The 18,848-nt window shown below is 72.9% G+C and carries 14 protein-coding genes; 9 read left to right on the top strand and 5 right to left on the bottom strand.

Annotated features, from left to right (window positions below; genetic code table 11):
- The first annotated feature begins 158 nt into the window (after positions 1-158).
- Together OHA19_RS21095 and OHA19_RS21090 are read left to right on the top strand one after the other, a co-directional pair.
- Complete coding sequence (locus OHA19_RS21095) at positions 159-629, top strand: cation:proton antiporter regulatory subunit (protein WP_397795030.1); 471 nt, start codon at positions 159-161, stop codon at positions 627-629.
- Between the two features lie 2 nt (positions 630-631).
- Complete coding sequence (locus tag OHA19_RS21090) at positions 632-1,894, top strand: cation:proton antiporter (RefSeq protein ID WP_405714388.1); 1,263 nt, start codon at positions 632-634, stop codon at positions 1,892-1,894.
- 108 nt (positions 1,895-2,002) lie between these two features.
- Here the strand turns inward: OHA19_RS21090 and OHA19_RS21085 are convergent, their stop codons facing one another.
- Positions 2,003-2,554, bottom strand: coding sequence for a MarR family winged helix-turn-helix transcriptional regulator (locus tag OHA19_RS21085; RefSeq protein ID WP_405751142.1), 552 nt, complete (start codon positions 2,552-2,554; stop codon positions 2,003-2,005).
- 117 nt (positions 2,555-2,671) lie between these two features.
- Here OHA19_RS21085 and OHA19_RS21080 point away from each other — a divergent pair, with 117 nt between their 5' ends.
- Positions 2,672-3,214, top strand: a complete 543-nt coding sequence (locus tag OHA19_RS21080) for a nitroreductase family deazaflavin-dependent oxidoreductase (protein ID WP_405751140.1) — start codon at positions 2,672-2,674, stop codon at positions 3,212-3,214.
- Here the strand turns inward: OHA19_RS21080 and OHA19_RS21075 are convergent.
- On the bottom strand, positions 3,162-4,109 hold the full coding sequence (locus tag OHA19_RS21075; RefSeq protein WP_405751138.1) for a M56 family metallopeptidase: 948 nt from the start codon (positions 4,107-4,109) through the stop codon (positions 3,162-3,164). The genes OHA19_RS21080 and OHA19_RS21075 overlap by 53 nt on opposite strands.
- A gap of 7 nt (positions 4,110-4,116) precedes the next feature.
- Positions 4,117-4,635 carry a BlaI/MecI/CopY family transcriptional regulator gene (locus OHA19_RS21070; protein ID WP_405714396.1) on the bottom strand — a complete coding sequence of 173 codons (519 nt, stop codon included), beginning with the start codon at positions 4,633-4,635 and terminating at the stop codon, positions 4,117-4,119.
- 161 nt (positions 4,636-4,796) lie between these two features.
- On the opposite strand from OHA19_RS21070, the gene OHA19_RS21065 reads away from it, so the two are divergent.
- Positions 4,797-5,252, top strand: coding sequence for a tellurite resistance TerB family protein (locus tag OHA19_RS21065; protein WP_093899464.1), 456 nt, complete (start codon positions 4,797-4,799; stop codon positions 5,250-5,252).
- A 216-nt stretch (positions 5,253-5,468) separates the two neighbouring features.
- Here the strand turns inward: OHA19_RS21065 and OHA19_RS21060 are convergent, their stop codons facing one another.
- Positions 5,469-6,539 (bottom strand): PucR family transcriptional regulator, encoded by a 1,071-nt coding sequence (locus tag OHA19_RS21060; RefSeq protein ID WP_405751136.1) that lies wholly within the window; start codon positions 6,537-6,539, stop codon positions 5,469-5,471.
- A gap of 264 nt (positions 6,540-6,803) precedes the next feature.
- Here OHA19_RS21060 and OHA19_RS21055 point away from each other — a divergent pair, with 264 nt between their 5' ends.
- From OHA19_RS21055 to OHA19_RS21035, 5 genes are all read left to right on the top strand, one after another.
- Positions 6,804-7,469: a hypothetical protein gene (locus tag OHA19_RS21055; RefSeq protein ID WP_405753294.1), complete on the top strand. Its 666-nt coding sequence runs from the start codon at positions 6,804-6,806 to the stop codon at positions 7,467-7,469.
- Between the two features lie 178 nt (positions 7,470-7,647).
- A complete protein-coding gene (locus OHA19_RS21050) occupies positions 7,648-9,822 on the top strand; it encodes a flotillin family protein (RefSeq protein ID WP_405751133.1) in 2,175 nt (724 codons plus the stop codon).
- 203 nt (positions 9,823-10,025) lie between these two features.
- A complete protein-coding gene (locus OHA19_RS21045; protein ID WP_405751130.1) occupies positions 10,026-15,065 on the top strand; it encodes a DNA repair ATPase in 5,040 nt (1,679 codons plus the stop codon).
- A 52-nt stretch (positions 15,066-15,117) separates the two neighbouring features.
- A complete protein-coding gene (locus tag OHA19_RS21040) occupies positions 15,118-17,100 on the top strand; it encodes a potassium channel family protein (protein WP_405714404.1) in 1,983 nt (660 codons plus the stop codon).
- Between the two features lie 110 nt (positions 17,101-17,210).
- Positions 17,211-17,789: an exonuclease domain-containing protein gene (locus tag OHA19_RS21035; protein WP_405714406.1), complete on the top strand. Its 579-nt coding sequence runs from the start codon at positions 17,211-17,213 to the stop codon at positions 17,787-17,789.
- On the opposite strand, the gene trpS is transcribed toward OHA19_RS21035, so the two are convergent.
- Complete coding sequence (gene trpS / locus OHA19_RS21030) at positions 17,786-18,832, bottom strand: tryptophan--tRNA ligase (protein WP_405714408.1); 1,047 nt, start codon at positions 18,830-18,832, stop codon at positions 17,786-17,788. The genes OHA19_RS21035 and trpS overlap by 4 nt on opposite strands.
- Between the last annotated feature and the right edge of the window lie 16 nt (positions 18,833-18,848).

The raw sequence follows: 18,848 nt of genomic DNA, 5'->3' as shown, positions 1-18,848 counted from the left end.
ATCGCCGCGCGCGTCGGGGGACCACGGCGCTCCGAGCATGCCGGATGCGGACCCGACGCCCCACGCCCCGAAGGCGGCGGGAGCCTCCGGATAAGGTAATGCGCAGATAAAGAGATCACCAAGTGCGTCAAGAGCCGCCGCACCCTCGGGAGGAAGCCATGGGAACCCACCGCACCACGCTGCCCGGAGTCGGTGTGCAGTACGACTACACGACCGAGTCGGGACAGCACATCTCCGTCGTCGTCCACCACGACGGACGGCGGTTCATCGGCTTCTACGACCAGGACGACCCTGATTCCTGCCGGCTCTCGGTACCCCTGACACCGCAGGAGGCCACCGGCCTCGCGCACCTCATCGACTCGGCGCCCATCGACGCCGTACGCACCGACGGCATCGACCTGGTCACCGAGCACATCCCGCTCGGGACCCGCTCCCCGTACGGCGGGCGGCTGCTCGGGGACACGAAGGCGCGGACCCGGACGGGGGCCTCGATCGTGGCGGTACTGCGGACGCACAGCGCTCATCCGTCTCCCGGGCCGGACTTCCGGCTGGCCATCGGCGACACCCTGGTCGCCGTCGGAACGCGCGAGGGCGTCGACACGCTCTCCGAGATCATCGCGGAGGGCTGACCGTGCACGACACGACCGCACTGCTGGTGGAGCTCGGCTCCGTCATTCTGGGACTGGGCATCATCGGCCGCTTCGCCGGACGGATAGGGCTCTCGCCGATCCCGCTGTACCTGCTGGCCGGGCTCGCGTTCGGCGAGGGCGGGCTGCTGCCGCTCGGGGCCAGTGAGGAATTCACCGCCGTCGGCGCCGAGATCGGCGTCATCCTGCTGCTGCTCCTGCTCGGACTGGAGTACAGCGCCTCGGAACTGGTGACCAGCCTCAAGACCCAATACCCGTCCGGGGCCGTGGACTTCGTACTCAACGCGACTCCGGGAGCCGTCGCCGCGCTGCTGCTCGGCTGGGGCCCCGTGGGGGCGGTCGCGCTGGCCGGGGTCACCTGGATCTCCTCGTCCGGGGTCATCGCGAAGGTGCTCACCGACCTCGGACGGCTGGGCAACCGGGAGACACCCGTCATCCTCGGCGTCCTCGTCATCGAGGACTTGTCGATGGCCGTCTACCTGCCGCTGCTCACCGCGATGCTCGCGGGCGTCGGCCTCGCCGGGGGCAGCATCGCCCTGCTCATCGCGCTCGGCACCGTCGGGTTCGTGCTCTATCTGGCGCTGCGGCACGGCCGGCTCATCAGCCGGGCGGTGTCCTCGGACAACCCGGAGATGCTGCTCCTGGTCGTCCTCGGGCTGACCGTGCTGGTGGCGGGCGTGGCCCAGGAGTTGCAGGTCTCCGCCGCCGTCGGCGCGTTCCTGGTCGGGATCGCGCTCTCGGGCGAGGTCGCCGAGGGGGCGCGCAAGCTGCTCACGCCGCTGAGGGACCTGTTCGCCGCCGTCTTCTTCGTGTTCTTCGGGCTCTCCACCAACCCGGCCGAGATCCCGCCGGTGCTGCTCCCCGCGGCGCTGCTGGCGATCGTCACCGTCCTCACCAAGATCGCCACCGGCTGGTACGCGGCCCGGCGGGCCGGAATCGGTTCGCGCGGGCGCTGGCGGGCCGGTGGAACGCTCGTCGCACGCGGTGAGTTCTCCATCGTCATCGCCGGACTGGCCGTGGCGACCGAGCCCCGGATCGGGCCGATCGCCACCGCGTACGTCCTCATCCTCGTCATCGTCGGACCGCTCACGGCCCGCTGGACCCAGCCCGTCGTCGCCAGGATCCAGGCGTGGCGCGGCCGGAACGACAGCAGCGGCGGAAGCGGCGGCAGCAAGGGGAGCGGCGAGGCCCCCGTGGCACGTCCGGTGCCCGCCGTCCAGGAAGAGTTCGCCTCCTCCGCCGACTGAGCCCGGCCGCCGTGACGGGCGCGCCCTGCTGAGCCCGGCCACCGTCGCGCGCGCGCCCTGCCTTAGCCCGGCCACCGTCGCGGACGTCAGCCACCGCCGTCGCGGGCGTCAGCCGCCGTCGCGGGCCGGCAGGTCCGACGTCCAGCCCAGCGGGTACCCGTCCGTGCCGTCCCCCGGCACGGACGGCTCGCCGCCCGCCAGGGTGAACGCGGTCAGCGCGTCGACCAGGGCGGCGCGCTGCTCCGGGGCGAGGCGCTCGACGATGCCCGCGATCTCCCGGCGACGGCCCGCCGTGACGTCCTCGACGAGCCGGCGGCCCCCGGGCGTGACCCGCAGCACCGTCTCGCGGCGGTTGGCGGGGTTCACCCGCCGCTCGGCCAGCCCCGCGACGATCAGCCGGTCCAGCATGCGCATCGCGGTCGACGGGTTCACCCCGAGCCGCTCGGCGAGCGTCACGAGTTTGACCTCGTCATGTGTGGACAGCACCACCAGGAGCCGGAACTGCGGCAGCGTCACCCGGTCCTCCACCGCGGCCAGCGAGCGGGCGGAGACGGCGACGAGCAGCCTGGAGGCCGTCAGCACGGCACGGGTCACCTCGTCGACGTCGTCCCTGCCCCGGCCCGGGGACCGTTCCTCGGGTGCCTGTTCGCGCGCGGCCATGCCCCTTTGTACCGTGCCGGTCCGCAGTACTCGAATCCGTACCGGAACCTGGGCACCGGCGCGGGACAGGGGTGCCGGACGGTGGCACAAACCTTTGGACTATGCAACGTTTGCATAGTGACGCCTCAGCTCCCCGACCCCGCCGACCCGCACCGCCCACCCCCGCCGACCGGCTGGCGGCGCACGGCCGCGCGGCTCCCGTCGCATCTCTTCCGGATGGGGCTCGGGCCGCTGTTCCGGGGGCGGTTGCTGCTGCTCGTCCACACCGGCCGGGTCTCCGGCCTCGCCCGGCGCACCACGATCGAGGTCGTCGAGTCGACGGTGGCGGACGGGCGGCGCTGCTGGACCGTCGCGTCCGGGTTCGGGCCCGGTGCCGACTGGTACCGGAACCTGGTCCGTACGCCGCAGGCCACCGTGCAGGCGGGCCGCCGGTTCCACGTGGTGACCGCGCAGTTCGTGGCGGCCGAGGAGGGCGGCGAGCTGATGGCACGGTACGCGGCACGGCACCCCGCTCTCGCGCACCGGCTCTGCTCGTACCTGGGGTACGAGACCGACGGGAGCGCGGACGGCTACCGGCGGGCCGGTGAGTCCATCCCCTTCGTACGGCTCATAGCGGGGTCGCCGCGCGCAGGATCCCCACCAGCGTCACGGCCGCGTTGAGCGACGACAGCGCAGAGGCCGCCGTGCCCACCGCCGCGACCAGCGCCGCGAGGGCGACATGCGCGGACGACGGCGGCCACAGCCGGACCGGCGGCACCGGGACGAGCAGCGCCTCGACCCTTCGCGGCACCGGGCCCGCCGGGGCCGCGAAGGCCGCGAGACCGGCCGGGACGTCCGGCGCCCGGTGCGAGTACAGCGCCGCCTTGCCGACCGCGACCGCCACCACCCTCCGGTCCCCGACCGCGCACGCGGCCTCCTCGTCCGCCCACCGCTCGGTGCTGAACGACACCGCGGTACGCAGCGGCAGCAGGAACGGGTTGGCGCGCGCCGCGAGTTGGGCGGCCAGCAGGTAGCGGTGGTGCCGGCCGGCCAGATGGGCCCGCTCGTGGGCGATCAGGGCCCGCCGCTCACGGGCGTCCAGACACTCGGTCATCGCGGTCGAGACGACGACCCGGCCCGGACTTCCGGGCAGCGCGTAGGCGTACGGCTCCGGGTCCGGGAGCAGCGCGACGTCGCCGGAGACGACGGAGGGCGCGGCGGCCAGCGCACGGCCCGCGCGGACGCGCTGGCGGACATGGCGGAACACCGTCCACCCGCACGCCCCGAGCACCACCGCCAGCACTCCGATCGCGACGATGCCCGCCTTCTCCTCGTACGGCACCGCGTCCCGGACCTCCGGGTCCGACCAGCTGTCCGGCAGCGGATTGCCGGGGAGTTGCGCGGTACCCACCACCATCAGCAGCCCCAGGCAGAGCGTGCTGCACAGGGCGAGCAGCGCGCCGACGACGGCGAGCAGCCGGGTCGCGCTGCGGGGGTGCAGATGCTGTTCGGCCAGGCGCGCGATCGGCAGCGCGGTCAGCGGCAGCACGAGCGGCAGGCAGACGAAGACACCCATCGGCGGGCTACAGGCCTTCCGTGTCACGGGGGTTTCGCGGATCGTCCGGGGCGTCCGCGCGTGCCAGCAGGGCGCGCAGGCGTTCCTCGTCACCGGGGGAGAGGGCCGAGACGAAACGGGCGAGCACGGCCTCCCGGTCGCGTTCGCCGTCCAGCACCCGGCGCATCCGCAGTGCGGCAAGACCGGCCTCGTCGGAGGCCGACGTCCAGGTGTAGGAGCGCCCTTCGCGGGAGCGGGTCACGGCCTTCTTCGCGTAGAGACGGGAGAGGATCGTGATGACGGTGGTGTAGGCGAGGTCGCCTTCGAGGTGCTCCTGGACCCAGCCGGCCGTCGCGGGGCCGTCCGCCGAGTGCAGTACGGCGAGGACCTGGGCCTCCAGTTCGCCCTGCCCGCGCCTGCGCAGCCGCCGGCTTTCGGGGTGCCCGGTTTCGGGGTCCACCGCACCGGGGAACGGTTCCGCGGGGGCGGGCACTCCGTCGCGTGGTGGTTCGTTGTCCGAGTGGTGGCTGGGCCTGGCCGAGTCCATCGGGGGTCCGCCCTTCTGCGATGCCGCGTCGGCCGCGGCGTCGCAGCATCCTACTTACCGCCGTTTCCGGAGCACAGCGGGCGCCCCTGCTGCTAACTTCTACACGTCTGTAGAGTTGGGATTCATCCGGCAACGCAACGCAAGCAACGTATGGAGACGTCATGGCACTGTGGGATCGGATCAAGGAATCCGCCTCGTCGATGCAGTCGCAGCTGGAAGCCAAGAAGAACGACCTGAAGAGCGGGGCGTTCCGCGACGCGAGCATGGCGATGTGTGCCCTGGTCGCCGCCGCCGACGGTTCCATCGACCCGTCCGAGCGTCAGCGCGTCGCCTCACTGATCGCCTCCAACGAGGTCCTGCAGAACTTCCCGGCGGACGACCTCCAACGCCGCTTCAACGACTACGTGAACAAGCTCACCGCCGACTTCGCCTTCGGCAAGGTCAGCGTGCTCCAGGAGATCGGCAAGGCCAAGAAGAAGCCCGCCGAGGCCCGTGCCGTCATCCAGATCGGCATCGTCATCGGCGGCGCCGACGGCGACTTCGACAAGTCGGAGCAGGCCGTCGTGCGCGAGGCGTGCTTCGCGCTGGACCTCCCGCCGCACGAGTTCGACCTCTAGGCCCTCCAGGGCCTGCGGGCCCTTCCGTCCCCCGCCGGACCGGCTGCCCGGTCCGGCGCCCCGAACCGCCGGAACAAGCGCCGCCGACTGACCACCGGCCGGCGCCCGGCAGGCCGGGGGTGCGCGACTCCCCCCTGCGCGCCCCCGGCCACTCCTTTCCCCGGCCCCCCTCCGGCTCCGGTCCGTCCGGCCCGTTCTCCGGGGCCCGCGGCCGGGTCACACCTCCTTGGCCGGCCAGTCCAGCAGCCGTGCGCCGATGACCGCCGTCTGCAAGGTGTAGCGGTGGACCGGATCCGATAGATCGGAGCCGGTCAGCTGATGGATCCGCTCCAGCCGGTAGGTCAGCGCCCGCACGCTCAGCGACAGTCGGCGGGCCGTCTCCGCGGCCACACAGCCCGCATCGAAGTAGACGGCGAGCGTCTTCAACAGGGGTTCGGCACCTCCGCGGGCCTGCTGGAGCGGGCCCAGCTGGCTGCGGACCAGATCGGCCATCGCCTGCCGGTCGCGGGTCAGTACCGGATAGACCAGCAGATCGGCGGCGTACAGTACCGGATCCTCCAGATCCAGCCGCTCCGCGAGCTCCAGCGCGTCCAGCGCCTCGTCGTAGGAGTGGACCACGCCACCGGGTCCGTGGTGCGGACGGCCCACCGCGACCCGGCCGCCGTCCGTCGCCGCGTGCGACTGCTTGGCGAAGTACCGCAGGACGTCGGGCTGGGTGCCGGGGGCGATGCAGACCAGCCGCCCGTCCTTCGTCGTGAGCAGGATCTTCCGGCCGCCGAACCGGGCGAGCAGCGCCGCCTCGACCGTGCGCGGCACGGAATCGGTCTCCGTGTACGCCTCCGGGCCCGCCGCCACCGCGACCGCGTGCGCGCGGGACAGCCGCAGCCCGAACCGGGTGGCCCGCTCGGCGAGCCGGCCCAGATCGCTGCGCCCGTACAGCAGGTCGTCGATGAACTCGCGGCGAGCCGCCTCCTCGCGCCGCACGGTCATCCGCTGGGCCCGTTCGAAGCCGTCCGCGAAGGCGTCCACGGCCTGCTCGACCGCGGCCAGCACCGAATCCGTGGCCGCGCCGTCGGTCGCGGCGCCGAGCGGCCAGGCGGTGCGGGTCGCCGTTATATGACGGACGACCAGGGCGCGCAGCTGGAACCCGGCCTCGGCGGCCTCCCGGCCCAGGAGGCGGCGGTCCTCCAGCTCGTCCCGGGTGAGGCGGCGGCCGGTGGCGGCCACATCGGCCAGGATGCGGTCATATCCCCGCAGAAGATCATCGGGAATCTCCGGCTCCGACACGCGTTCTCCTCACAGTCCTGACGTGACTTTGACACTCACCCAACGCATACCGGCCGATGCCGGTGCCCGGCATCAAGGACGGGCAAAGATTGCCGGATCCCGGCAGTGCGATCCGACGGCCCCGAATGACACGATCCCGTCAGCACCAACCGGGGGAACACGGGGGGACACGGGGGAACGACCCGACTGCTGCGGCACCGCGCCACGCGGTGCCGCAGCAGCGGAGTCACTGCCGGCCGCCCAGCAGGAGAAGGGGTGGGACGGATGCAGGAGTTCCTGAGCGCGGCGACCTCCTTTCCCGCCGTTCTCTTCGGCGCCGCGCTGGCCGTCGTCGTCCTCTTCTGGCTCCTGGTGCTGGCCGGTGCGGCCGACCACCACTCCTTCGACGGCGATCTCGACACCGACCTGGCCGGGATCGGCGGGGTGCCGGTCACCGTCTCGGTCTCCGTGATGGTCGTCGTCGGCTGGTTCACCAGCCTCACCGGTACGGTCCTGGTGCACCGCAGCGGTACCACCGGCCTCACCCGGGCCGCGCTGGCCTGCGCCGTGTTCGCCGGGTCGCTGCTGCTCGGCCTGGCCGTGCTCCGGCTCCTGGTGCGCTGCTTCCGCCGGCGCTTCCCGGACGAGCCGCCTCCGTCGCGGCAGGACTTCCTGGGCCGGGTCTGCACGGTCCGCACCGGTTCCGTCAGCTCCGACTTCGGCCAGGCCGAGGTCACCGCGGACGACGGCTCCACCGCGATCGTCCAGGTCAGGCTGCTCGCCGGGACGGACGGCCCGGCCCTCGCCGCGGGCAGTGCGGGGCTCCTGTACGCGTACGACGAGGAGGGCGAGTTCTTCTGGGTCTCGCCCTACGACAAGGCGCTGGACCCGGGCCCGCCGACGCCGCGACCACGCACGGGTGCGCGCCGCACCCCACGCCACACCGGCTGACCGCCCGCACCACCCGGATCACCGGGACCGCGCGGACCGGCGGCACCCGCCGACCGCACCGCCCGTCCGACGCGTCGCCGCCGTGCGACGGGGCGCCCGGCACAGGGCCGCCCGCTGCCAAAGCCGCCGCACCCCTCTCCCTCCTTCACCACCTTCCTCACCAGCCGCAAGGACTGTCATGGATGCCATCACCCTGGGCTTCGGTGTGCTCGTAGCCGTTGTTCTGCTCATCGCCGTCGCCCTGCTCCTCGTCATCAGCCGGCTCTTCCGAAAGGTCGAGCAGGGCAAGGCGCTGATCATCTCCAAGACCAAGAAGGTCGATGTCACCTTCACCGGGGCCGTCGTCCTGCCGGTCCTGCACAAGGCCGAGACCATGGACATCTCGGTGAAGACCATCGAGATCCGCCGTACCGGGCGCGAGGGCCTGATCTGCCAGGACAACATCCGCGCAGACATCCACATCAACTTCTTCGTGCGGGTCAACAAGACCGTCGAGGACGTCATCAAGGTCGCCCAGTCCATCGGGACCGAGCGGGCGAGCGACAAGGTGGCGATCCAGGAGTTCTTCGGCGCGAAGTTCGCCGAGGCGCTCAAGACCGTCGGCAAGCAGCTGGACTTCGTCGATCTGTACACCAAGCGCGAGGAGTTCCGGGACCGGATCATCCGGGTCATCGGCACCGATCTGAACGGTTACCACCTCGACGACGCCGCGATCGACTTCCTTGAGCAGACGCCGATGACGCAGCTCGACGGCGCCAACATCCTGGACGCGCAGGGCATCCGCAAGATCACCGAGCTGACGGCGATCGAGCACGTGCGCACCAACGAGTTCCAGCGCACCGAGCAGAAGGAGATCACCCGGCAGGACGTCGACGCCCGGGAGACCATCCTGGAGCTGGAGCGCCGGCAGGCCGAGGCCGAGATCAAGCAGCGCCGCGAGGTCGAGACGCTACGGGCCCGCGAGGAGGCCGCCACCGCCAAGGTCCAGGAGGAGGAGCGGCTCGGCGCCCAAGCCGCGTTCATCCGTACCGAGGAGCAGCTCGGCATCCAGCGCGAGAACCAGGCCCGGGAGATCGCCGTCGCGCAGAAGAACCGTGAGCGGGTCATCGCGGTGGAGAACGAGCGCATCGAGAAGGACCGGTTGATCGAGGTCATCGGGCGCGAGCGGCAGACCGAGCTGAACCGGATCGCCGCGACGAAGGAGGTCGAGGCCGAGCGCCGCGAGGTCGCCGACGTGATCCGGGAGCGGATCGCGGTGGACCGTACGGTCGCCGAGCAGGAGGAGTCGATCAAGACGCTGCGGTCCGTCGAGGAGTCGGAGCGCACCCGCAGGTCGGTCATCATCGCCGCCGAGGCGGAGGCCCAGGAGAAGCTGGTCAAGGACATCAAGGCCGCCGAGGCGGCCGAGGCCGCGGCCACCCACCTGGCCGCCGAGCAGCTGACGCTCGCCGAGGCCCGGCTGAAGACCGCGGACCTGGACGCCCAGGCGAAGCTGCGGCTGGCCGAAGGCATCCAGGCGGAGTCCGCGGCGCCCGGCCTCGCGGAGATCCAGGTGCGTGAAGCGGAGGCCGATGTCATCGAGAAGGCCGGTCTCGCCGAGGCCGAGGCCACGTCCGCCCGGCTCAGGGCCGAGGCGGAGGGCGCCAGGCTCAAGGCGCTCGCCACGGCGGAAGGCACCCAGGCCCAGGCGACGGCCGACGCGGCGATGATCGGCGAGAAGCTGAAGGCCGAGGCGGCGGGCCTCACCGAGAAGGCGGCCGCGATGGCGGCGCTGGACGACGCCTCGCGCGGGCACGAGGAGTACCGGCTGCGGCTCGCCGCGGAGAAGGAGATCCGGCTGGCCGGCCTCGACGTGCAGCGGCAGGTCGCCGAGGCGCAGGCCACGGTGCTGGCCACGGGCCTGGAGAACGCCGACATCGACATCGTCGGCGGGGAGTCGGTCTTCTTCGACCGGCTGGTCTCGGCCGTCTCGATGGGCAAGAGCTTCGACGGGTTCGTGGAGAACTCGGACACCGCGAAGGCCCTCGCCGGTCCGTGGCTGAACGGCACGTCATCGTTCACGGACGACCTGACCCGGGTGCTCGGGTCGGTGTCCACCGGCGATGTGCAGAACCTGACGGTGTCCGCGCTGCTGATGCGGATGATGCGGGCGCCGGGAGCCGGGGTCTCCTCGGGGCAGATCCAGCAGCTGCTGGCCGCCGCGAAGGAACTGGGCCTCGCTGACCAGCCGGTCTCCGTACTGACCGGGCCGAGTGTCTCCGCGGCGACGGGGGCGGATGTCTCCGCGGCGACCGGAGCGGCGGACGCCACCGCCGTACCCGTCTCGCGGAACGGGTCCGCGCCGGTCGCATAGAACGCACAGGGCACACAGGGCGAACGTCGATCGCCGGACGGGCGGAGCAGATCAAGCCCGTCCGGCGATTGAGGACACAGCGCGGCCGGAGGCCGCGCAACCTGACAGCCTGACGCACCCCCGCACCCCCGCACCCCGCACCCCGCACCACCCGCCCCGCAAAACCTCGCAGCTCGCAACACCTCGCAGGGAGAGTCGTACGCATGGACACCGACACCACGACCGCAGCGCCCACCGGCGGCCCCGTGGACGCGGGGACGTACGACGTGCTGCGCCGCCGGCTCGGCGACCGGGCCGCCGAGCTCGCCCGCCGCGCCGAGGAACTGAACGCGCGCCGCACCGAGGAGTTCGGCTCGACCGAGCTCCGGCTCACCGGCACCGAGCAGATCCGCACCGACCATGCGGCCGTCCCCCGCGACCTGGTGGCCGTCGGCGGGCAGCTGCTGTTCGGCTTCGAACGCGGCCCGGGGGCTGCGGACCCGGCCGAGCTGTCCGACGTACTCGCCCTCTACCGGCCGGAGTTGGAGTCCCCCGTCGCGGGCGGACTGCTGGCCGACGAGAACTTCGTACGCGAGTTCACCGCACTGCACCGCTACTACCGCGACGCCCGGCTGCTGCGGCTGCGCCTGGTGGACGGGAAACTGCTCGCCGTCTTCCGTACCGGCGAGAGCGCGGACGGCATCCGGGTGCTGCGCTGGGCGCTCGCCCCGGACGGGTCACCGGGCGCGTTCCTCGACGCGCGCGGCGACCGCGACCACGTCTTCCCGCCGTCGCACGACTTCAGCTGGACCGTCGCCGGACGCGAGTCGCACGTGCTGGGCCGGCATCCGCACATCGCGGTGGGCGGGGACGGCGCGGACAGCGCCGCGCTCTACGTCGACACGCTCGGCGGCACCCTCACCGTCAAGACGGCCAACGACACCGACACCCCCGACGGGATCTACCAGGAGCCGGTCGCCGAACCCCTCCAGTCGCTCGCCGACGCGGAGGTCGAGCACGCCACGATCGGGCCGCTGATCCTTCTGCGCGTCCGCCCGTACAACGAGGAGTCCTGGCGCCACCTGGTCTTCAACACGCTGCTCGGCACCGTGCTGCGGCTCGACGGCATCGGTCCGGCCTGCCACCGTCTCCCGGAGGACCAGGGGATCATCTTCCCTGGCGGCTACTACCTCACCACCGGCACCGCCAAGACCTTCGACATCGCCGAGCCGCTCACCGGCCCGGTCTTCGAGGGCGCGGTCCGCTCCCCGAACGGCGAGGACGTCCTCTACGTCTTCCGCTCCCCCGACGACGGCCGCGGGCTGCTGCTGCCCTACAACCTGATCCGGCAGGAGGTCGCCACCCCGCTCCAGGGCCGCGGCCACGCCCTGCTCGACGACGGCACCCTCGTCCTGCTGCGCACCACCACCACCGGTGACGAACCGGCCCGGGTCCACCCCCTGCAGCGCTGGCGGACCCCGTACGTCTCCGACACCCACGCCGCGTCCCGCCCCGCCGGGAACGGCCCGCTGGCCCGGGTCGGCAACGCCGATCTGGTGCGCGGGATCTCCGACTGCCTGGCGCTGGCGCACAGCGCCGCCGAGACCACACCGACCGCCGCCGTGTACGCGCAACTGGTCGCGGACTGCACCCGGGCCACCGACCGCTACCACTGGCTCACCGACGCCGAACTCGGAGAACTCGCCGCTCCGTTGGCGGAGCTGAAGGCCACCGCCGAGCAGGTCCTGACCGAGTTCGAGACCGTGCGGGAGCTGACCCGGCAGGCCGCCGACGCCCTCACCGACACGGCGGACCGGCTCACCGCCCTGGTCCGCCGCATCCGCGGCGAGGCCCCTCGCTCGGCCGCCGCCTGGGTGGCACAGCTCACCGAACTGCGCCGCGCCCACGGCCACTTGGCGACGCTGGCCGAGATGCGGTACGCGGACACCGGGCGGATCGCCGAACTCTCCGCCGCGACCGCCGCCGACCTCGAATCGGCCGGGCAGCGTGCCGTCGCCTTCCTCGGCCGGGACGACGCCTTCGCCGGCTACCACGAGTCCATCGCCGCTCTCACCGCCGAGGCGTCCGAGCTCGCCACCGTCGCGGACGCGGCGGCGCTCGGCGAGCGGCTGAACGCGATGACGGAGGGCCTGAGCACCGTCACGGATGTCGTCGCCGGTCTCGACATCGGCGACACCACGGTCCGCACGTCGATCCTGGAGCGGATCGCCGAGGTCCTCGGCGGGGTCAACCGGGCCCGCGCCACGCTCGAAGCCCGCCGCCGCGAACTCCTCGACCACGAGGGCCGCGCCGAGTTCGCCGCCGAGTTCGCCCTGCTCGGGCAGGCCGTCACCGGGGCGATCGCCGCCGCGGACACCCCGGACGCCTGTGACGATCAACTTTCCAAACTGCTGCTCCAGCTCGAAAACCTGGAGTCGCGGTTCGCGGAGTTCGACGACTTCCTCGCCGAGCTGGCCGAACGCCGCACGGAGGTGTACGAGGCGTTCTCGGCGCGCAAGCAGACCCTCCAGGACGCCCGCGCCCGGCGCGCCGAGCGGCTGGCCCAGTCGGCGGCCCGGGTCCTGGAGACGGTCTCCCGGCGGCTGTCCGCGCTGCCGGACCTGGACGCCGTGAACACCTTCCTGGCCTCCGACCCGATGGCCGCCAAGATCCGCCGCACCGCCGACGAGCTGCGCGAACTCGGCGATCCGGTGCGGGCCGAGGAGCTCGACGGGCAGCTGCTGGCCGCCCGCCAGGAGGCCGGGCGGGCGCTGCGCGACCGCAGTGAGCTGTACGCGGACGGCGGCGCCACGATCCGGCTGGGCCGGCACCGGTTCGCGGTGAACACCCAGCCCTTCGACCTGACGCTCGTCCCGCATGGGGACCGGCTGGCGTTCGCCCTCACCGGCACGGACTACCGGACGCCGGTCACCGACCCCGGGTTCGAGGCCACCCGCCCGTACTGGGAGCAGACGCTCCCCTCCGAGTCCCCGCAGGTCTACCGGGGTGAGCACCTGGCCGCCCGGCTGCTCGACGAGCGGGGCGCGGACACCCTGGCCGCCCTGGCCCCGGCCGAACTCGCCTCCCTCGTACGGGAGTCGGCCGCCGCCGCGTACGACGAGGGCTATCAGCGTGGCGTCCACGACGAGGACGCCACCGCGATCCTCGCCGCCCTGCTGCGGCTGCACGCCGGGGCCGGGCTGCTGCGCTGCCCGCCCGCCGTCCGGGCAACCGCCCAACTCTTCTGGGCGTACGGCACGGACGAGGCCCGGCGCACCTCATGGACCCGGCGGGCCCGCTCGCTGGCCCGCGCCCGCGAGACCTTCGGCCTCGCCCCGGCCGTCGACGCCCTTCAGGAGGAGTGGGCGGCCGTCATCGGCGGCGAGGCCCCGCCCGCCGTGACCGGGGCCCCCTCCGCCGCAGGCGCGGCCCCGCCCGCCGTGACAGGGGCCCCAACCACCGCAGACGCGGCCCCGGCCGCCGTCGCCGCGTACCTCTTCGAGGAGCTGACCAGCGGCCCGGCCGGATTCGTGACCAGCGCCGCCGCCCGCACCTTCCTGGACAAGTTCCGCCGTACGACAGGGACTTGGGCGTACGACGAGGATCTCGCCGCACTCGGCGACGACCTGCCGGCCCGCCGCCAGCTCGTCGAGGGCTGGCTCGCCTCCTACGCCGCCGCGAACGGCACCGGAATCGACGCGGGCGATCTCGCGGAGGCCGTCGCCGTGGAGCTCTGCCCGGAGCCGGTGCTCGACCGGTACGACTGCGAGGCCCCGCTGACCGCACGGGTGGAGGGCCTGCTCGGCACGCACCCGCGCATCAACCGGGGCACGCTGGCCGTCCGGCTCGACGAACTCCTCGCCCGCACAGCCGAGTTCCGTACGGCGGGCGTCCCCGGATTCCGCGCCTACCAGCGCCGGCGCACCGCGCTCGTGAACGCCGAGCGGGCCCGGCTGCGGCTGGACGACCACCGGCCGCGCGTCATGTCGGCGTTCGTCCGCAACCGGCTGCTGGACGAGGTGTATCTGCCGCTGATCGGGGACAGCCTCGCCAAGCAGCTCGGCACCGCCGACGCCGACCGGCGCACCGACTCGCAGGGCCTGCTGCTGCTGGTGTCGCCGCCCGGCTACGGCAAGACGACACTGATGGAGTACGTCGCCGACCGCCTCGGCCTGGTCCTCGTCAAGATCAGCGGCCCGAACCTGGGCCACGACGTGACCTCGCTCGACCCGGCCCAGGCCCGCACCGCGACCGCCCGCCAGGAGATCGAGAAGATCAACTTCGCGCTGGAGTCCGGCAACAACACGCTCCTCTACCTCGACGACATCCAGCACACCTCCCCCGAACTGCTCCAGAAGTTCATCCCGCTCTGCGACGCCACCCGACGCGTCGAGGGCGTGCGGGACGGCGAGCCGCGCAGCCACGACCTGCGGGGCAAGCGGTTCGCGGTGTGCATGGCGGGCAATCCGTACACGGAGTCGGGCGAACGCTTCCGGATCCCGGACATGCTCGCCAACCGGGCCGACGTGTGGAACCTCGGCGAGGTGCTGAGCGGCCGCGAGGACGTCTTCGCGCTGAGCTTCGTCGAGAACGCGCTGACCGCCAACCCGGTGCTGGCACCGCTCGCCGGGCGTTCCCGCGACGATCTCACCCTGTTCGTACGGCTCGCCTCCGGCGACAGCGCGGCACGCGCGGACCGGCTGGAGCACCCGTACACACCCGCCGAGGTGGACCGGATCGTCGCGGTGCTGCGCCATCTGCTGACCGCCCGGGACACGGTGCTGGCCGTGAACGCCGCGTACATCGCCTCGGCCGGGCAGACCGACGCGACGCGCACCGAGCCGCCGTTCCGGCTCCAGGGCTCGTACCGCAACATGAACAAGATCGCCGAACGGATCGTGCCGGTGATGAACGACGCGGAGCTGTCCGACGTCATCGACGACCACTACACGGGCGAGGCCCAGACGCTGACCACCGGCGCGGAGTCGAACCTGCTCAAGCTCGCCGCGCTGCGCGGCCGGCTCACCCCCGAACAGTCCGCGCGCTGGTCCGAGATCACCGCCTCCTACGTCCGCACGCAGGCCCTCGGCGGCCCGGACGGCGACCCGACGACCCGGGCCGTCGCCGCGCTGGGGCTCCTCGCGGACCGCATCGCGGCGGTCGAGTCGGCGATCGTCCAGGTCGCGGACCCGCGCCATGTGCTCACCAACCCGCAGCCCCGGCACGCGGCTTCCCGGCCCGCCGGGCCGGCCGAGGACCACTGAACCGGCAGCCGGAAGATCACCGGCCCGACAGATATCCGTGAGAGGAGCAGGCATGCTGGGTCATGTGCCCCCACTTCCCCAGCAGCCCCAACGTTCCCCGTTCAGCGGACACATGGTCGTCTGCGGCGACGACGCGCTGGCCCGGCGGCTCGCCGTCGAACTGCGCTACGTGTACGGGGAGCGGGTCACCCTCGTCCTGCCGCCCGGACGCGACGCCCGCCGCCCCGAACTGCCGCTGGCCGGACGCGGGTTGGCGTCAGCACTGTTCGGCCGGATGTCGTCGGCGATAAACCGCAACGGCGGCAGCGGCGGCGGGGCCGACTCGCTCGGGGACGACACCAACGCCGGGGTCGACCCGGTCCGCATCCTGGAGGCCCCGGAGCCCTCCGACGAGGCGTTCGAGGAGGCGGGCGTCGCCTCGGCCGCCGCCCTGGCCCTGGTGTACGACGACGACGAGCGCAACATCCGCGCCGCGCTGACCGCCCGCCGCCTCAACCCCCGCCTCCGGCTGGTCATCCGGCTCTACAACCGCAAGCTGGGCCAGCACCTGGAGACACTGCTCGACCAGGCCGCCGCGCTCGCCACCCCCGGCCTGGACCGGGCCGCCCTGGACGCCTCCACCACCGTCCTCTCCGACGCCGACACCGCCGCCCCCGCCCTCGCGGCCACCGTCCTCACCGGCTCCAGCAAGGTCATCCAGGCAGAGGGCCTGCTGCTGCGCGCCGCCGAACGCACCCCGCCCGGGGGCGGCCAGATCGCCGACCCCGGCCTGTGCACCCTCGCGCTGCTCTCCTCCACCACCCATGACCCGGCGGGCACCGAGGGCTCCGACAGCAGCGGCGACGAGGGCCCCCGGCTGCTGCCCGACGAACGGCAGGTGGCCGCCGCGACGGGCCGGGGCACGGTGGTCCTGGAGGCGGTCAGCCAGGCCGGCCCGGCCGGACCGCCGACCCGGATGAGCGGCCGGGGCGCGCCGCTCGGCCAGGTCTTCTCGCGTCGGCTGCGCTGGTCGGCGCTGGGCGTCGGCATGGCCGTGCTGGCCCTCGCCGTCGCCTCCACGCTCACCACCGGCGACGATCCGCTGCACGCCACCTACCTCACCCTGCTCGACCTGTTCGCGATGGGCGACCCGGCGATCGGTGACCCGATGGCCCGACAGGTCATCCAGCTCCTCTCCGGCGTGGCCGGTCTGATGCTGCTCCCGCTCCTCGTCGCGGGCGTCCTGGAAGCCTTCGGCTCGCTCCGCACGGCCTCCTCCCTGCGCCGCCCGCCACGCGGTCTGTCCGGCCATGTGGTGCTGCTCGGCCTCGGCAAGATCGGCACCCGGGTCCTGGTCCGGCTGCGTGAACTCGGCATACCGGTGGTATGCGTGGAGGACGACCCGGACGCGCGCGGCATCGCGGTCGCCCGCCGGCTGCACGTCCCGGTGGTCCTCGGCGACGTGACGCAGGAGGGCGTCCTGGAGGCGGCGAAGATCCAGCGCTCCCGCGCTCTCCTCGCCCTGACCAGCGCCGACACCACCAACCTGGAGGCGGCCCTCTACGCCCGCTCGGTCAAGCCGGACCTGCGGGTGGCCCTGCGCCTGTACGACGACGAGTTCGCCACCGCCGTCTACCGCACCCTGCGCACCGCCCACCCGCAGGCCGTGACCCGCTCCCGCTCCGTCTCCCATCTGGCCGCCCCGGCCTTCGCGGTCGCCATGATGGGCCGCCAGATCCTGGGCGCGATCCCGGTCGAGCGCAAGGTGATGCTGTTCGCGGCGGTCGAGGTGGCGGGCCACCGGCAGTTGGAGGGCCGCACGGTGGAGCAGGCGTTCCGGGCGGGCGCCTGGCGGGTCCTCGCCCTGGACGCCACCCCGCCCGGCGACCGCCGCCCGGACCTGGCCCCGCTCTCCCCGGACAGCCCGTCCGGCCTGGTCTGGGACCTGCACCCCGGGTACGTACTGCGCCCCGAGGACCGCGTGGTCATCGCCGCGACCCGCCGGGGCCTGGCCGAACTGCTGCGGGGGCGACTGCGGGTGGCGCCGGGGGCGTGACGGGGCGGTTCGGGCGGGTGGTGGCCCGTGGCCCGGTGACGGCCCCGGGCAGGTGGACGGACGCCGAAATCCGGATGCCCGGCACGCGTCCGGCTCCCTACCCTGCCCCCATGGACACCGACTACCCCGACCTCCTCAACGTGATCGACATCGAGGCGACCTGCTGGGACGGGCAGCCGCCCCCGGGCGCGGTCAGCGAGATCATCGAGGTCGGCCTGACGGTGGTCGACCTGCGCGCGGGTGAGCGGCTGGCCCGCCACCGGATCCTGGTCCGTCCCGCCCGGTCCACGGTCAGCCCCTTCTGCACCGGACTGACCGGCCTCACCCAGGCCGAGGTGGACACGGGCGTGTCCTTCGCCGAGGCCTGCCGCCTGCTGGCGTCCGAGCACGAGTCGGGCATACGCCCCTGGGCGAGCTGGGGCGACTACGACCGCAACCAGTTCACCCGCCAGTGCCGGGCCACCCGGACCCAGTACCCCTTCGGCCACCGCCACACCAACGCCAAGCTACCCTTCACCGCCGCCCACGGCCTGCGCAAACGCCCCGGCATGGCCCAGGCCCTGGAGGTGGCGGGCCTCCCCCTGGAAGGCCGCCACCACAGCGGCGCGGACGACGCCTGGAACATCGCGGCGCTGATCCTGGACGTGGCGGCCCGGGACGCCTGGCCTGACCCAAACGAAAGAGCCTAGAGTCCGCCGCCCATCACCCTCCGCACCTCCTCCAGCGTCGCCGTCGCGATCTCGTTGGCGCGCTCGTTCCCGGCCCGGAGCACCGACCGCACGTACCCCATGTCCCGCGCGTACTCCGCCCTCCGGGCCCGGATCGGCGCCATCCGGCTGTTGACGGCCTCGGTCACGGTCCGCTTGAGCGAGGCCGCGCCGCCCCCGCCGATCTCCTCGGCCACGGTGCGCGGGTCCCGGTCCAGACAGAGCGCCGCCAGCAGCACGAGCGAGGCCACACCGGGCCGGTTCTCGGGGTCGTACGTGATGTACCGCTCGGCATCAGTCTTCGCGCCCTTGATCAGCCGGGCGGTCTCGTCCGCGTCGGCGCCCAGCGCGATGGAGTTCCCCCGGCTCTTGCTCATCTTGGTGCTGTCGGTGCCGAGGAGGAGCGGTGCGCCGGAGAGCAGCGCGTCCGGCTCCGGGAAGACCACCCCGTACCGCTCGTTGAAGCGCCGGGCGACGGTGCGCGTGACTTCGAGGTGCGGCAGCTGGTCCTGCCCGACCGGCACCAGGTTCCCCTTGCAGAACAGGATGTCGGCGGCCTGGTGCACGGGATAGGTGAACATCAGCCCGCTGACGGCCGACTGCCGGGAGTGCGCGATCTCGTCCTTGACGGTGGGATTGCGGTTCAGCTCGGCGACGGAGACCAGGCTCAGGAACGGCAGCATCAGCTGGTTGAGCGCGGGCACGGCGCTGTGGTTGAAGATCGTCGAACGTTCGGGGTCGATCCCGACGGCCAGGTAGTCCAGCAGCATCCCCTCCATGTGCTCGCCGAGCCGGTCGGCGACGTCCCGGTCGGTGAGCACCTGGTAGTCGGCGATGATCACGAAGACGTCCACCCCGAGCTCCTGGAGCCGGACGCGGTTGTGGAGGGTGCCGAAGTAGTGCCCGAGGTGCAGGGTCCCGGTGGGCCGGTCCCCGGTCATCACCCGGAACCGGTCGGGCGCCTCGTGGATCCGCGCCTCCAGGTCGGCGGTGCGCTGTTCGGGCGATGCGGCGGCGATGCTCATGGGGGTCTCTCTCCTC

Source organism: Streptomyces sp. NBC_00012 (genome assembly GCF_045040875.1).
GTDB lineage: Bacteria > Actinomycetota > Actinomycetes > Streptomycetales > Streptomycetaceae > Streptomyces.
The sequence above is the reverse complement of the archived record's forward strand: the minus strand, read 5'-3'. Positions and strand labels throughout refer to the sequence as shown.

Excerpts from the sequence above, each read along its gene's own strand:
- OHA19_RS21095 (WP_397795030.1), top strand. The coding sequence starts at position 159 with ATGGGAACCCACCGCACCACGCTGCCCGGAGTCGGTGTGCAGTACGAC.
- OHA19_RS21085 (WP_405751142.1), bottom strand. The coding sequence starts at position 2,554 with ATGGCCGCGCGCGAACAGGCACCCGAGGAACGGTCCCCGGGCCGGGGC.
- OHA19_RS21075 (WP_405751138.1), bottom strand. The coding sequence starts at position 4,109 with ATGGGTGTCTTCGTCTGCCTGCCGCTCGTGCTGCCGCTGACCGCGCTG.
- OHA19_RS21070 (WP_405714396.1), bottom strand. The coding sequence starts at position 4,635 with ATGGACTCGGCCAGGCCCAGCCACCACTCGGACAACGAACCACCACGC.
- OHA19_RS21065 (WP_093899464.1), top strand. The coding sequence starts at position 4,797 with ATGGCACTGTGGGATCGGATCAAGGAATCCGCCTCGTCGATGCAGTCG.
- OHA19_RS21055 (WP_405753294.1), top strand. The coding sequence starts at position 6,804 with ATGCAGGAGTTCCTGAGCGCGGCGACCTCCTTTCCCGCCGTTCTCTTC.
- OHA19_RS21050 (WP_405751133.1), top strand. The coding sequence starts at position 7,648 with ATGGATGCCATCACCCTGGGCTTCGGTGTGCTCGTAGCCGTTGTTCTG.
- OHA19_RS21045 (WP_405751130.1), top strand. The coding sequence starts at position 10,026 with ATGGACACCGACACCACGACCGCAGCGCCCACCGGCGGCCCCGTGGAC.
- OHA19_RS21040 (WP_405714404.1), top strand. The coding sequence starts at position 15,118 with ATGCTGGGTCATGTGCCCCCACTTCCCCAGCAGCCCCAACGTTCCCCG.
- OHA19_RS21035 (WP_405714406.1), top strand. The coding sequence starts at position 17,211 with ATGGACACCGACTACCCCGACCTCCTCAACGTGATCGACATCGAGGCG.
- trpS (WP_405714408.1), bottom strand. The coding sequence starts at position 18,832 with ATGAGCATCGCCGCCGCATCGCCCGAACAGCGCACCGCCGACCTGGAG.